Source organism: Maritalea sp. (assembly GCF_047634455.1).
GTDB lineage: Bacteria > Pseudomonadota > Alphaproteobacteria > Rhizobiales > Devosiaceae > Maritalea.
In genome coordinates, this window is record NZ_JBLIAI010000003.1 from 50,155 (window position 1) to 63,807 (window position 13,653).

At 51.1% G+C, this 13,653-nt stretch carries 12 protein-coding genes; 7 read left to right on the forward strand and 5 right to left on the reverse strand.

The window, feature by feature from the left end:
• Positions 1-11 precede the first annotated feature (11 nt).
• Positions 12-791, reverse strand: coding sequence for an ABC transporter ATP-binding protein (locus ACJAZW_RS01850; RefSeq protein ID WP_415155155.1), 780 nt, complete (start codon positions 789-791; stop codon positions 12-14).
• A 459-nt stretch (positions 792-1,250) separates the two neighbouring features.
• On the reverse strand, positions 1,251-2,366 hold the full coding sequence (locus ACJAZW_RS01855; protein WP_415155156.1) for a saccharopine dehydrogenase family protein: 1,116 nt from the start codon (positions 2,364-2,366) through the stop codon (positions 1,251-1,253).
• Positions 2,367-2,604: 238 nt separating this feature from the next.
• On the opposite strand from ACJAZW_RS01855, the gene ACJAZW_RS01860 reads away from it, so the two are divergent.
• Positions 2,605-3,051, forward strand: a complete 447-nt coding sequence (locus tag ACJAZW_RS01860; protein WP_415155157.1) for an Lrp/AsnC family transcriptional regulator — start codon at positions 2,605-2,607, stop codon at positions 3,049-3,051.
• Here ACJAZW_RS01860 and ACJAZW_RS01865 read toward each other — a convergent pair whose 3' ends face one another.
• Genes ACJAZW_RS01865 through puuE form a run of 3 tightly spaced genes read right to left on the reverse strand, consistent with a single transcriptional unit; the run spans position 3,052 to position 5,797 of the window.
• Complete coding sequence (locus ACJAZW_RS01865) at positions 3,052-3,546, reverse strand: ureidoglycolate lyase (protein ID WP_415155158.1); 495 nt, start codon at positions 3,544-3,546, stop codon at positions 3,052-3,054.
• 3 nt (positions 3,547-3,549) lie between these two features.
• Complete coding sequence (locus tag ACJAZW_RS01870; protein ID WP_415155159.1) at positions 3,550-4,380, reverse strand: bifunctional allantoicase/(S)-ureidoglycine aminohydrolase; 831 nt, start codon at positions 4,378-4,380, stop codon at positions 3,550-3,552.
• Between the two features lies 1 nt (position 4,381).
• Positions 4,382-5,797 (reverse strand): allantoinase PuuE, encoded by a 1,416-nt coding sequence (gene puuE, locus ACJAZW_RS01875; protein WP_415155236.1) that lies wholly within the window; start codon positions 5,795-5,797, stop codon positions 4,382-4,384.
• Positions 5,798-6,013: 216 nt separating this feature from the next.
• Between puuE and uraH the strand changes: the two genes are divergently transcribed.
• Genes uraH through guaD form a run of 6 tightly spaced genes read left to right on the forward strand, consistent with a single transcriptional unit; the run spans position 6,014 to position 13,559 of the window.
• The gene (gene uraH / locus ACJAZW_RS01880) at positions 6,014-6,385 is read left to right on the forward strand and encodes a hydroxyisourate hydrolase (RefSeq protein ID WP_415155160.1); all 372 of its coding nucleotides are present in this window, start codon (positions 6,014-6,016) and stop codon (positions 6,383-6,385) included.
• 3 nt (positions 6,386-6,388) lie between these two features.
• On the forward strand, positions 6,389-7,876 hold the full coding sequence (xdhA, locus tag ACJAZW_RS01885; protein WP_415155161.1) for a xanthine dehydrogenase small subunit: 1,488 nt from the start codon (positions 6,389-6,391) through the stop codon (positions 7,874-7,876).
• Positions 7,873-10,182 (forward strand): xanthine dehydrogenase molybdopterin binding subunit, encoded by a 2,310-nt coding sequence (gene xdhB / locus ACJAZW_RS01890; protein ID WP_415155162.1) that lies wholly within the window; start codon positions 7,873-7,875, stop codon positions 10,180-10,182. Before xdhA ends, xdhB begins: the two co-directional genes overlap by 4 nt.
• Before the next feature lie 3 nt (positions 10,183-10,185).
• Positions 10,186-11,028, forward strand: coding sequence for a xanthine dehydrogenase accessory protein XdhC (xdhC, locus tag ACJAZW_RS01895; RefSeq protein ID WP_415155163.1), 843 nt, complete (start codon positions 10,186-10,188; stop codon positions 11,026-11,028).
• A complete protein-coding gene (locus ACJAZW_RS01900) occupies positions 11,018-12,244 on the forward strand; it encodes a urate hydroxylase PuuD (RefSeq protein WP_415155164.1) in 1,227 nt (408 codons plus the stop codon). The genes xdhC and ACJAZW_RS01900 overlap by 11 nt, the downstream gene beginning before the upstream one ends.
• 4 nt (positions 12,245-12,248) lie before the next feature.
• Positions 12,249-13,559, forward strand: a complete 1,311-nt coding sequence (gene guaD / locus ACJAZW_RS01905) for a guanine deaminase (protein ID WP_415155165.1) — start codon at positions 12,249-12,251, stop codon at positions 13,557-13,559.
• Positions 13,560-13,653: the final 94 nt, after the last annotated feature.

A 13,653-nucleotide genomic window follows, 5' to 3' on the forward strand; every position in this document is an offset into this window, starting at 1 on the left:
TGCCTCAGCACTTAATCAGCAGTACCCGCGCTGAGGAATTGTTGTAACCGCTTGGTTTTTGGATTGCCAAATAGCTCGATTGGTGGTCCTTGTTCTTCAATCTTACCCAGATGCAAAAATACAACATGGTCAGAAACATCGGCGGCCAACTTCATATCATGGGTGACCAACAGCATGGTGCGCCCTTCCTTGGCCAAATCCTTGATAACTTTCACCACTTCTTGCTCAAGTTCAGGGTCAAGCGCGGAAGTGGGTTCGTCGAACAATAAGGCTTCAGGTTCCATCGCCAAGGCGCGCGCAATCGCTGCGCGTTGTTGTTGACCGCCCGAAAGCATTGCCGGGAACACATCGCATTTGTCGCCAATACCAACCTTGTCGAGCAGCATACGAGCCCGCGCCTCAACCTCTTCAACCGGCTGTCGCAAAACGGTCAGCGGTGCCTCCATGACATTTTGTAAAATCGTCATATGCGACCAAAGATTGAACTGTTGGAACACCATCGACAGGTTGGTGCGCACCGCGATCACTTGCGCTTTGTCAGACGGATGCCGGTTATGGCTTTTCCCCTTCCACTGGATGGGGGTACCATCAAACAAAATTTCACCTTGCTGGCTGTCTTCGAGCAAGTTTGCACACCGCAGCAAAGTGGATTTGCCTGAACCGGATGAACCAATTAGGCTCACCACGTCGCCTTTGTTGGCGACGATATCAACGCCCTTCAAGACTTCAAGATCACCATAACTCTTGTGTAGATCGCGTATTTCGATGACCGGTATTTGGTTTTCTGCCATGCTTACTTTCTTAAACTGTTTGATCAAAGATTAGGCATATTTTAACGCAACTGCAAAGGCGTAACTGCCCGCAATTGAACAAAATCGTCCATATCTTTGTTCAGTCTGGTTTTTTGGTTGTGTACAAGACGTACATAAGCGCGGCACGCAACAAAATGCATGGCGTCCAATATGTGGTGTGCCCACAACTGGCTTGAAAAGCTTGCCATCTTCCTCCCTCCATTTGCACAGATTCTATACCCAAAGAACCAAGTGCATTTGTTTTTGGCCCTCCAACCAAAAACTGATCACCCTTTTGCGTGACCATCGCAATGTCAGCGCTTGGCCGACATTGCGAATTCTGATTATGAAGGGTCAGCAATCGTTTGAATAGTCAAATAATTGCTCAAAAGTGACCCTCCTTGTTACATATTGTGCATGTAGATTTTACATAATGCACATATCGTCTGGGGCTGCGGTTTACGCCGCTTTTGATGTTGTATGTTCCGTTTCGAACGGTTTACCCAGATAAAGCGCCCCGAAACGGTTGGCCAAAAATGCGTCCAGGTCAATTTGTTCTTGCCGCACAAAGCCCGCTTGTGGCAAACGGCCAAGACGCATCAAATCCATTGCCGCGGTAACGCCGGCAGCGGTGGTGATTTGAATGGCGCTCCAATTGTGGCCAGCCACATCCATGGCTGTTGAAACGTTGACGAACGAGCGCTCTTCAAATTGCCCATCAACCATGCCCGTTGCCGTGCAAAACACGGTCACTTGGTCCTGACGGGTGCGTGGCAGCCCGTTCTCGAAAATTTCGCACATCAAGTCTTGGCGCTTATTCAATTTCAAATCATTCAATAGAATGTTGAGAATATCGCGGTGACCCGGATAGCGGATCGAACGGTAGGAAACGTTCTGCGCGCGGCCCGCCAGCGTATCGCACAAGGTGCCCAAACCGCCCGATGTGTTGAACGCCTCGTAGTCAATGCCATCCAGGGAGAAGTTCTCAAGGTTTTCAAGCGGGGCCACTTCTTTGAGTTGACCATCAACCAAGGCTTCGCACGGGTTGCAATATTCATTGACTAAGCCTTCGGTTGACCAGGTCAGATTGTATTTCAGCGCATTTGTTGGGTAACGCGGTAGCGCGCCAACACGCATGGAAAGGTCTTCAATTGTGTCAAACTGTTTGGCGAGGTGGTAGCCCGCAATGCCGACAAATCCGGGGGCCAAACCGCATTGTGGCATAAAGGCTGATTTGGCGTCTTTGGCCAAATCCATCACAAATTTGGTGGATTTCACATCCTCGGTGAGGTCGAAATAATTCGCACCAGCTTTTTTAGCCGCCGTTGCGATTGCAGGCGTCAAGAAATAGGGCGCAGCGCTTAAAACTGCGTTTTTGCCTGCTAATGCCGCTAAAAGTTCGGCCTCGTTACCCACATCGACCTTTTTTGTGGCAATGCCCAACGCAGCAACTTGCTCAAGCATCTTGTCATCTGCGTCGGCAATGGTAACGTTAAACTCAGGCGCGCTCTGCAAAATTACTGCCACCATACGGCCGATATTTCCGCCGCCAACAATCAAAACTTCCCAATTCATATCTATTCCTCAAGTTGGAAAACTGTATTGAGGACAATTGTGCCGGATTTGAATGTCGGATAACAGAAGCGCAAAAGCCAAAACCCCGTTATAATGACGGATATTTCATCGAAATTCCGACATTTTGTCAGTCATTAGGATTTGATTAACCTTAAACCTCTTGAAATGTCGGCACAAAATAATATTGGACTATTTCGTCATTTTGTCGGATAATCGCCAAAATACCAAGGAGGATGTTTTGGGCTATAAGGCGTTGCGGGATGATTTGGATCGTGAACTTGTGGCGTTGCTGCAAGCCAATGCGCGCGCCAAAACCTCGGACATTGCCAAAAAACTCGGCATTGCCCGCACCACGGTGCATGAGCGGATTACAAGGCTCGAGCGCTTAGGCTATATCACCGGCTACACCGTCAAACTTGCCCAAGACCCGGGTCAACAAATGGTCGAGGCCTTTGTATTGATCGAAGTGCTGCAGCAACAAAACAAGCAGATCAATCAAAAACTCGCCAGTTTCCCCGAAGTGAAATTGAGTTTGGCGATCAGTGGTGAATTTGACCTTTTGGTTTCCATCGAAGCGCCACAACTCGAAGATATCGACGAAGTGATTGACGAAATTGCCTTGATCCCCGGCGTGCGCCGCACCCAAAGCTCGCTTGTGTTGGGCCGGAAATTGGATCGGCGCTAACTACTCCGCAAAGTCAACAATAAAGCCATTTTCGAAGAAATGCTCTTCTAAGTTTTCGCCACGTCCACCGCGATCGATCACCACGAAATCACTCTGTTCGCCCAAAGGGGTCAACACACCATGCCAGACATTTTGCCCAATATTGACGCCATGTCCGGGTTTGGTGAGAAACGCCAGGGGTTTACCAGGCACACCGTCGGTGTCCGGAGCCACAATGACCAAAAATGGCCGTTTGGTCATCGGGATAAAAGCTTGGGAACCTAGCGGATGCCGTTCCACCATTTTCAAGTGCAGTGGTAAGTCATATGGCTTGCCGCGAAAAACATTCACAAGCGGACGGGCGTCTTTGCCGCCCAATTCGATGGTGGCTAAATCGTTGAACCGGGTGCACATGCCATTGTTGATTGGGTAGTTCTCGGCTTTGTTCAAATCGATAACTTCGCCAAATGGCGCGAACAGCTCTTCGGTCAACGGGATAATTTCAATGCGTTCCATAGCCTAGCCCCCCAAGCTGAGCTTGGGATGTCGATTGACGTCTTTATACAGCAAATAGCGGAATTTACCGGGTCCGCCCGCATAGCAGGCTTGTGGGCAAAAAGCGCGTAGCCACATAAAATCACCCGCTTCAACCTCAACCCAATCTGAATTGAGTTTATAGACCGCTTTGCCCTCTAAGACATAAAGCCCGTGTTCCATCACGTGGGTTTCTTCAAACGGGATCACGCCACCCGGCTCAAACGTGACAATGTTCACATGCATGTCGTGCCGCAAATCGTCTGGCTGAACAAAACGTGTGGTTGCCCAGGCACCATTGGTGTCAGGCATTGGATTGGCGGGGGTAAGCTTTTCATTGGTCACAAAGGCGACTGGGTGGTCGATCCCTTCCACCGCCTCATATTGTTTGCGGATCCAATGGAATTTTGTCGGGTGATCTGTGTGATTAAAGACGGACCAATCAGCAGATGGGGGAATGTAAGCATAGCCACCCTCGGCCATGCGGTGCTTGGCACCATCAATTTCAAGGTCCAATTCGCCTTCAACCACAAACAAAACCGCCTCAGCTTTTGGGTCGGGTTCAGGTCGGTTTGAACCACCGCCGGGGGCCACTTCAACAATATATTGCGCAAAGGTTTCGGCAAAACCAGACAAAGGTCGAGCGATAATCCACGCGCGACTATCGTCCCAATGTGGCAAATATGACGTTACGATGTCACTCATCACCCCTTTTGGGATCATCGCATAGGCGTCGGTAAAAATCGCGCGTCCCGTCATCAATTGACTTTGTGGCGGCAAGCCGCCGGTGGGGGCGTAATACTTCGAATGGCTCATTTTAAGTCAACATGTCCTTTAATCGCAGCAATGCAATCCGCTCCACCTGTTTGCAGGCGGTCAAGAATTCGGTTTCACTGTCATTGTGGATGCGCTTTTCAAACTGCGCAAGGATGTCGGCTTTGTTTAGGCCCTTTACTGCGATGATGAAGGGAAATCCGTGCTTGTCAACATAAGCAGAATTGAGTTCGCTAAACCGCGCACGCTCGTTGTCGGTTAGCGCGTCTAAGCCAGCCGAAGCCTGTTCGGACGTTGATTCTGCGGTCAGTCTTTTCGCCGTTGCCAGCTTGCCAGCGAGGTCTGGGTGGGCGCGCAAAACGCTTAATCGCTCATCGTTGCTCGCCTTGCGAAACTCAGCCGCCAGCAAAGAATGCACGCCAATCGCTGTATCGTGCGCCGCGCCGAATTCTCGTTCATAGGCGCGTTTGGCGATCCACGGTGAATGCTCGAACACTCCACCAAATTTTTCCACAAACAGCGGTTTGGTCAGGGTGGATGGACGCCCTTCAAATTTTTCAAACGGATTGGTCTTCGCCCAATGGTCAGCAATTTCAATCCGTTTGGCGATCCACACATCATCATGGCTTTGCACATATTCGATGAAACGCTTTAGCGCAGCGATTCGTCCGGGGCGACCGACCAGCCGACAGTGCAATCCGATATTGAGCATTTTGGGCGCGTCCGCCACACCCTCAGCATAAAGACTGTCAAAACTGTCTTTCAAATAGCAATAGAACTGATCGCCAGAGTTAAACCCTTGGATAGCGGCAAACCGCATATCGTTGGTATCCAGCGTATAGGGAATGACCAGCTGGGCTTTGTCGCCCCCATCATACCAATAGGGTAAATCATCGGCATAGCTGTCGGACACATAGGCGAATTCGCCAATTTCACTGGCCAGATCAACCGTGTTGGCCGAGCATCGTCCCGTGTACCATCCTTTTGGATAATCACCCGTCACTTCATAATGGAGCTGGATGGCGTCGCGCATATGCGCAGCCTCATCGTCGCGAGAGAAGTCTTTATATTCAATCCATTTCAACCCATGTGAAGCAATTTCCCAATTCGCATCTTGCATGGCGGCGACTTGTTCGGGCGACCGGGCAAGGGCTGTCGCGACACCATAGACGGTGACCGGGACGTCTAGCGCCGTGAACAGGCGATGCAGTCGCCAAAACCCAGCGCGCGATCCATATTCATATATGCTTTCCATGTTCCAGTGGCGTTGCCCAACCCATTGCTGCGCGCCAACGATTTCTGACAAAAAGGCTTCCGATGCCGCATCACCATGCAGCACGCAGTTCTCGCCGCCTTCTTCGTAGTTTACGACAAATTGCACGGCAATTTTCGCGTCATTTGGCCAATTGGCTGCTGGCGGATTGGCGCCATAGCCCAGCATGTCGCGGTCATATCGAATTGATTTTGTCACAATGGTCTGCCTGCTATTCTGTGCCTTGGCGAAATGTGCGCCAAAGTGAAATCTATTTGCTAAGATGTAGTGCGCGCCTGATTTGGTCAATCGCGCAACTACGCGGATACGAACATATTACACTTTCAAATTTTTGACCATTTGTTAAAATTTCTTGACTTTGACCCATCATTTGAAGGAAATAGCGAACAACAGGGGGAGTTGATGGCCAACAATAATTCCAGCGGGAAGCTGACAACGCACGTTTTGGACACAGCCCGTGGCTGTCCGGCGGCAGGTATGAAAATCGAACTGTTTGATCTTGATGTCGCTAGTGATGTTCCACTTGTGAGCACTGTCACTAATGCAGATGGCCGATGCGAAGCGCCCATGCGAGACGCGAACACGCTACGCAAAGGGCGCTATGAATTGCGCTTTCACGTTTCAGACTATTTCACAGCGCAAAACACGGTCCTTGAAAACGGCCAGTTTCTGGATGTCGTGCCGATCCAATTCGTCGTAGCAGATGATACCGCTCATTATCATGTGCCGCTGCTGGTTTCGCCCTACAGCTATTCAACTTACCGCGGGAGCTAATTCGTGACCACGCGCCACACGCTAAAATTTCTGCTCAACGATCAATTGATTGAAACAAATGATGTGCTCGCCACTGAAACCCTGTTGGATTTCTTGCGGCTCAATCAAACCTTGCGCGGCACCAAAGAAGGCTGTGCGGAAGGCGATTGTGGGGCATGCACTGTGCTGGTTGGGCGGCTTGCTGGCGACGAGCTGACATATGAGAGCGTAAATTCATGCATCCGATTTGTCGGATCGCTTGATGGCTGTCATGTGATCACGATTGAGCACTTAAAAGGCAAAGACGGTGCGCCGCACCCAATCCAACAAGCGATGGTTGAACATCACGGCTCCCAATGCGGTTTTTGCACACCCGGGTTTGTGATGTCGCTTTATGCCATGTGGATGAGCGAATTTGAGCCAGATGTGGCCACCATCGAACGCTATTTGCAGGGCAACCTATGCCGTTGCACTGGCTACGAGCCAATCATCAAAGCGGCGCGGGATATTGGCGCGCACGGCAAACTGCACGAAGATTATCTGATTGCAGAGCGTGACCAAATAATTGAGCAACTGTCCAATCTGCAAGACGATCAAATGTTGGAAGTTGAAAGCGGTAGCGAAATGTTTTACGCGCCAGCCACGCTTGATCAGTTCGCTATGCTCTATGCGAAAAATCCTAAGGCGACAATCGTCGCTGGCTCCACCGATGTGGGGCTGTGGGTGACCAAATTTATGCGCGATATTTCACCGGTGATCTTTACTTCCCGCCTCAACGATTTCCGCAAAATCAAAGTTACCGACGACGCGATTATTGTCTACGGCGGCGCGAGTTACACCGACATGCTGGCGACAATTGATAATTATCTGCCCCAGCTCTCCCAGTTCTGGCGGCGCATTGGCGGCGAACAGGTGCGCAATATGGGGACGGTTGGCGGCAACATCGCCAATGGTTCTCCAATCGGCGATACGCCTCCGCCGCTGATTGCGCTTAAAGCAACAATAACATTGCGCAAAGCCAATGAGCGCCGGACAATCGAGCTTGAAAAATATTTTGTTGCTTATGGCAAACAAGACCGAGCGCAGGGTGAATTCGTTGAACAGATTCACATCCCATTGCCCCCAGACGATCAAATATTTGCCACCTACAAGATTTCAAAACGTCGGGATGAGGACATTTCAGCGGTTTGTGGCGCGTTTAGCGCCAAAATTGAAGACGGTCGGATCGCAGATATTCGCATTGCCTTTGGCGGCATGGCCGCAACACCGAAACGCGCAACGCATGTCGAGCAGGCACTGATCGGTGCGCCTTGGTCAGAGCGATCCATTTTGGACGCGAAACCAAGCTTCGCCGATGACTACGCACCGCTCTCAGATTGGCGCGCTTCGGCCGATTATCGGTTGGCCGTGACGCAAAACTTGCTCGAACGGTTCTACTTGGAACATGCTGATGAAAATGCGTTCAGCCTTGATGAATTGCACCAAGCAGCAACCTTGGAGGCGCTGTCATGAGCGAACAAATCAAAGGCGGCACTCACCAACCGATTGAACATGAATCAGCGCACAAGCATGTATCCGGTCGCGCTGAATATCTTGACGATATGATTGAGCCTGCGGGCACCTTGCATGCCTATCTCGGTCTATCAACCTGCGCGCGCGGTAAAATCTTGGCGATGGATTTGGACGCTGTGCGGCATGCGCATGGTGTCGTTGACGTGTTGACGGGCGCCGATATTCCCGGTGAAAATGACGTGAGCCCAACAGGGTTGCATGACGAACCAGTATTTGCCAAAGGCGAAGTGCATTTTTACGGACAACCTCTATTTGCCGTTGTGGCCAAAACCCGCGACCAAGCCCGCCGAGCGGCGCACCTCGCAAAGATCGACTATGCCGGTGAAGCGCCGTTTCTTGATGTGAAATCGGCGTTAGCCAATGGCGGTGAACTGGTCACAAAACCACTCAGATTAAAACGTGGCGAGCCCGCACCAGCACTTGAAAAAGCGCCCATGCGCATCAAAGGTGAAATGGAAATTGGCGGGCAAGATCATTTCTATCTTGAAGGCCATATCGCCATGGCGGTGCCGGGCGAAGACGATGACGTCACGGTTTTTTCTTCCACCCAACACCCAACCGAAATTCAACATATGGTTGGCCATGTGCTTGGCGTTTCGGCCAACGCGGTTAATGTGCATGTGCGGCGCATGGGCGGCGGCTTTGGTGGCAAAGAAACACAAGGCAGTCTGTTCGCAGCTGTTGTTGCGGTCGCTGCAAAAAAGCTCGGCGTGGCCGTCAAAATTCGCCCTGACCGTGATGACGATATGGTGGCCACCGGCAAGCGACACGACTTCGTGGCAAGTTATGATGTGGGTTTTGATGCGGATGGAAAAATTCTAGCCGTGGACGCCGAATTTGCCGCCCGTTGCGGATTTTCAGCCGATCTATCCGGCCCGGTGACGGACCGCGCGCTATTTCATGCCGACAATTGCTATTTCATACCAGAGGTTGAGTTGCGCTCAAAACCGTTAAAAACCAATACTGTGTCAAACACAGCATTTCGTGGTTTTGGCGGCCCACAAGGCATGCTGGGCGGTGAACGAATGATCGAAGAAATTGCCTATGCGTTGGGCAAAGACCCGCTCGAAGTGCGCCGCGCAAATTTTTATGGTGGCGAGGGTAAAAACCTCACGCCCTACCATCAAGTGGTCAAAGACAGTATCATTGAACGCATTGTTGATGAGTTGGAAGAAAGTGCAGACTATCAAGATCGGCGCGAAGCTGTCTTAGAGTTCAACAAAACCAGCCGCATACTTAAACGGGGCATAGCGCTCACACCGGTGAAATTCGGCATTTCATTTACCGCCACTTGGTACAACCAAGCTGGTGCGTTGCTGCATGTTTATAGCGACGGATCGATGCAGATCAATCACGGCGGCACAGAAATGGGCCAAGGGCTTTACACCAAAATCGCCCAAGTGGTTGCAGACGAGTTTCAGGTTGATATTGCAAACATTAAAGTTACCGCAACCCGTACCGACAAAATCCCCAACACCTCGGCCACCGCAGCATCGTCAGGCACCGATTTGAACGGCATGGCGGCCGCGGACGCTGCCCAGCAGATCAAAGGCAAATTGGTCGCCTTTGCCACAGAAAAATATGGTGTTGGTCCCGCAGAAGCGCGATTTATCAACAATCATTTACATCTTGGGGAACATAAAATCCCCTTCGCGGATCTGGTTAAAGACGCCTATATGAACCGTGTGCAATTATCTGCCACAGGGTTTTACAAAACCCCGGACATTCATTGGGACCGCGACAGCGGCAAGGGTACGCCCTTTTATTACTTCTCCTATGGTGCCGCAGTTTCTGAGGTGGTGATTGATACCTTGACGGGCGAATATTTCGTTGAGCGCGTTGATATTTTGCACGATGTTGGTCGCTCTATTAATGAAGCAATCGACAAAGGCCAAGTTGAAGGTGCGTTCGTGCAAGGCATGGGCTGGCTGACAACAGAAGAATTATGGTGGTTAAAAGACGGGCAACTCAAAACCCACGCGCCATCCACCTACAAAATACCTGTTGCCTCTGACCGCCCGCGCCAGTTCAACGTCAATTTGGTGAATTGGTCAGAAAATACCGCCCAAACCATTCGCCGATCAAAGGCGGTGGGCGAACCGCCCCTTATGCTCGCGATTTCTGTGCTTGAAGCATTGTCGATGGCCGTGGCCTCGGTTGCAGATTACAAAACATGCCCGCGTCTTGATTCACCCGCCACGCCAGAACGGATATTGATGGCGGTGCAAAGGCTCAAGGGGAACTAACCCATGCGCTTGACCTCCGATCAGCTACGAATATTCCTTGACGCTGGTCCAGCAATTGATGTGCAGGTAACTGGCGTAAGAGGCTCGTCGCCGCGCGATGTTGGCGCGTGGATGCTGGTCAGTTTGCAAAGTGTTATTGGCACAATTGGTGGCGGGCAGCTCGAATATATGATGACCGATGAGTCTCGTAAAATGCTGCGGCTGAGCATTGGTAAGAAGACTTGCACTGTACCGTTGGGACCGGAAATTGGCCAATGTTGTGGTGGGCAGGTAGAGATTGAACTTGAGATTGTCAAAGACAAAGCCGTAATTTTGACGCGGCACGAAAAGGAACTTTCAGCGCAACCAGATATTCTGATTTTTGGCGCGGGGCATGTGGGCAAAGCATTGGCGCAAACGCTGGCGCTGCTGCCCGTAAACCCGATATTGATCGACCAACGAAAAAGCGAATTGCCAAACATCTCAGGCGTTGAAAACCGACTGTCTCCGCTGCCAGAAGCAGAAGTGCGCCGTGCAAAACCTGGCAGCGCCATCGTGGTGCTGACCCACGATCACGCGCTTGATTTTCTGATCGTTGGCGAAGCACTAGCGCGGGGCAAATTCGGCTATGTTGGCATGATCGGATCAAAAACCAAGCGCGCGGTGTTTTCCAATTGGCTCATTGAGACATATGATCGTGCTGTTCTGGCGACGGATTTGGTTTGCCCGATCGGCGGCGCTTCGGTGACAGACAAGCGGCCAGAGGTGATTGCAGCACTCGTGGCCGCGCAAATAATACAAGCTTTGGATCAAGCAGGGCAACTGACCACAGCAAAGAACTCTCGGGGGATAGAACATGCCAGATAGTGCAATCATGTTTGAATGGCTTAGTTTTGGCGTGCGCTGGTTGCACGTGATCGCTGGCATCGCTTGGATCGGCTCTAGTTTCTATTTTATCGCGCTTGATTTGGGGCTGCGCAAGCACGAAAGCCTGCCAAAAGGCGTGCAAGGTGAAGAATGGCAAGTGCATGGCGGTGGGTTCTATCACATCCAAAAATACATGGTTGCGCCCAGTAACATGCCGGAGCATCTGATTTGGTTTAAGTGGGAAGCCTATTCCACTTGGCTTTCTGGCTTTGCCATGCTCGCTATTGTTTACTATGTGGGCGCCGATCTTTATCTGATCGACCGCAATGTGCTTGATGTTTCGTCCCCGGTTGCCATCCTTATTTCGATTGCGTCGCTAACGGTTGGTTGGCTGATCTACGATCAGCTTTGCAAATCCCCGTTGGGTAAATCTGACATTGGTTTGATGATGTTCCTATTCGTGGTGTTGGTGGCCATGGCATGGGGCTATACGCAACTGTTTACCGGTCGTGCAGCATTGCTGCATTTGGGCGCGTTTACCGCTACCATCATGTCGGCCAACGTGTTTTTCATCATCATCCCGAACCAAAAGATCATCGTCGATGACCTAAAAGCCGGCAAGTCACCGGACCCGGCCTTGGGCAAACAATCCAAGCAGCGTTCGGTGCATAACAATTACCTGACGCTGCCGGTTTTGTTCTTGATGCTCGCAACTCATTATCCATTGGCATTTGCTACAGAATATAACTGGGTGATTGCATCGCTGATCTTCTTGATTGGCGTTTTAATCCGGCATTTCTTCAACACCAAACACATGAAGGGTGAAAATCTTTATTGGACTTGGTTTGTTGCCGCTTTGCTATTTATTGGCATCATGTGGCTGTCGACCAACCCAAAAGCGGGTGGCATAACAAAGGATACCGTGGCCTCCAAGCAAGCTGAGATCATGATGGCCTCATCATATTTCGAAGAGGCACGGGACACTGTGTTGGGACGCTGCTCGATGTGCCATACGGCCGAGCCTGCATGGGAGGGTGTATCGCAAGCTCCAAAAGACGTGATTTTGGACAATGATGTGGCGATTGCCACCTACGCGCACGAGATCTACATTCAGGCAGGCCGCAGCCATGCGATGCCGCCGGGTAACGTGACGCAGATTAGCGATGAAGAACGTCAGTTGCTTGTCACCTGGTTCGAAAGCGCCGAAAAGGGCTAGTTAAATGACAGCAAAACTTTTGCGCGGACGCGTCTTGAGCTTCAACGACGCGCCAAAGGCGCGCGACGACCATGAAAGTTACACTTATATCGAAGATGGCGGGTTGTTGCTGCAGGACGGCAAAATTATTGCGCGCGGTGAATTTGCCGATATCGTCAAATCTGCCCCTGACCATGTGCAAGTGACTGACCATCGCCCGCACATCATAATGGCTGGGTTCATCGACCCGCATATCCATTTCACACAAATGCAGGTGCTTGGGTCTTACGCAGGTTCACTGCTGGAATGGCTCAACACATATACATTTGTCGAAGAACAACGCTTTGGCGATTTGGCCCATGCTCAAAAAATTACGGGCCATTTTTATGACGAGATGATCCGACACGGTACTACATCTGCTGTGGCCTATTGTTCAGTGCACCCTCAATCTGTGGATGCCTATTTCGAAGAAGCGCAAAAGCGCAACATGCTAATGCTTGGCGGCAAAGTAATGATGGATCGAGAGGCGCCGGTTGCGCTCACCGATACGCCGCAATCAAGCTATGATGACAGCAAAGCGCTGATTGAAAAATGGCATGGTAGGGGCCGCGCTCATTATGCAATTACGCCGCGCTTTGCGATTACTTCTTCGCCAGAGCAATTGGAAATGGCCGGGGCCTTGGCCAAAGAACATTCGGACCTGCATATTCAAACCCATCTGAACGAAAATAGAGACGAGATTGAATTTACCAACGCGCTGTACCCAACAATGGGTGACTATTTCGGCATTTATCAGCATTATGGTTTGGCGGGCAAAAAGTCACTGTTCGGTCACTGCATTCACCTCGAAGACCGTGAGCGCGACGCCATGATTGAAACAGGTTCCGTGGCGGTTTTCTGCCCCACATCAAACCTGTTCATTGGCTCTGGCCTGTTCGATTGGGATCGCGTCGCTGGGCCTCAAGGCAAGGGCCGCATCGCCATCGCTACGGATGTGGGTGGCGGCACCAATTATTCAATGTTGCGCACGCTGGATGAGGGCTACAAAATCCTCAATCTGCAGGGCCAACGCATGAATCCGTTGACTTCATTCTATCAAATAACTTTGGGTAATGCGCGCGCACTTTCGTTGGAAGAAAAAATCGGGACGCTAAATCAAGGCACGGATGCGGACGTGGTGGTGCTCAACGCCAATGCGACACCAGCGATGCAAGTGCGTATGGAAACGGTGACCACGTTGGAGGAAGAATTGTTCCTCTTACAAACCATCGGTGATGATCGCGCGATTGTTGAGACCTATGTTGCGGGTGAGGCTTTGAAGTCGACGCTGGCGTAAGCGGAGAATTGACCCCGGATCAAGTCCGGGGTCAAATTGGTGGGGGGGGTGCTCTTGTGCGGCAGTTTGCTGTGTTCCACCCCACCTTAATCCC

Coding starts and splice junctions, on each gene's coding strand:
- ACJAZW_RS01850 (WP_415155155.1), bottom strand. CDS start 791: ATGGCAGAAAACCAAATACCGGTCATCGAAATACGCGATCTACACAAG.
- ACJAZW_RS01855 (WP_415155156.1), bottom strand. CDS start 2,366: ATGAATTGGGAAGTTTTGATTGTTGGCGGCGGAAATATCGGCCGTATG.
- ACJAZW_RS01865 (WP_415155158.1), bottom strand. CDS start 3,546: ATGGAACGCATTGAAATTATCCCGTTGACCGAAGAGCTGTTCGCGCCA.
- ACJAZW_RS01870 (WP_415155159.1), bottom strand. CDS start 4,380: ATGAGCCATTCGAAGTATTACGCCCCCACCGGCGGCTTGCCGCCACAA.
- uraH (WP_415155160.1), top strand. CDS start 6,014: ATGGCCAACAATAATTCCAGCGGGAAGCTGACAACGCACGTTTTGGAC.
- xdhB (WP_415155162.1), top strand. CDS start 7,873: ATGAGCGAACAAATCAAAGGCGGCACTCACCAACCGATTGAACATGAA.
- xdhC (WP_415155163.1), top strand. CDS start 10,186: ATGCGCTTGACCTCCGATCAGCTACGAATATTCCTTGACGCTGGTCCA.
- ACJAZW_RS01900 (WP_415155164.1), top strand. CDS start 11,018: ATGCCAGATAGTGCAATCATGTTTGAATGGCTTAGTTTTGGCGTGCGC.
- guaD (WP_415155165.1), top strand. CDS start 12,249: ATGACAGCAAAACTTTTGCGCGGACGCGTCTTGAGCTTCAACGACGCG.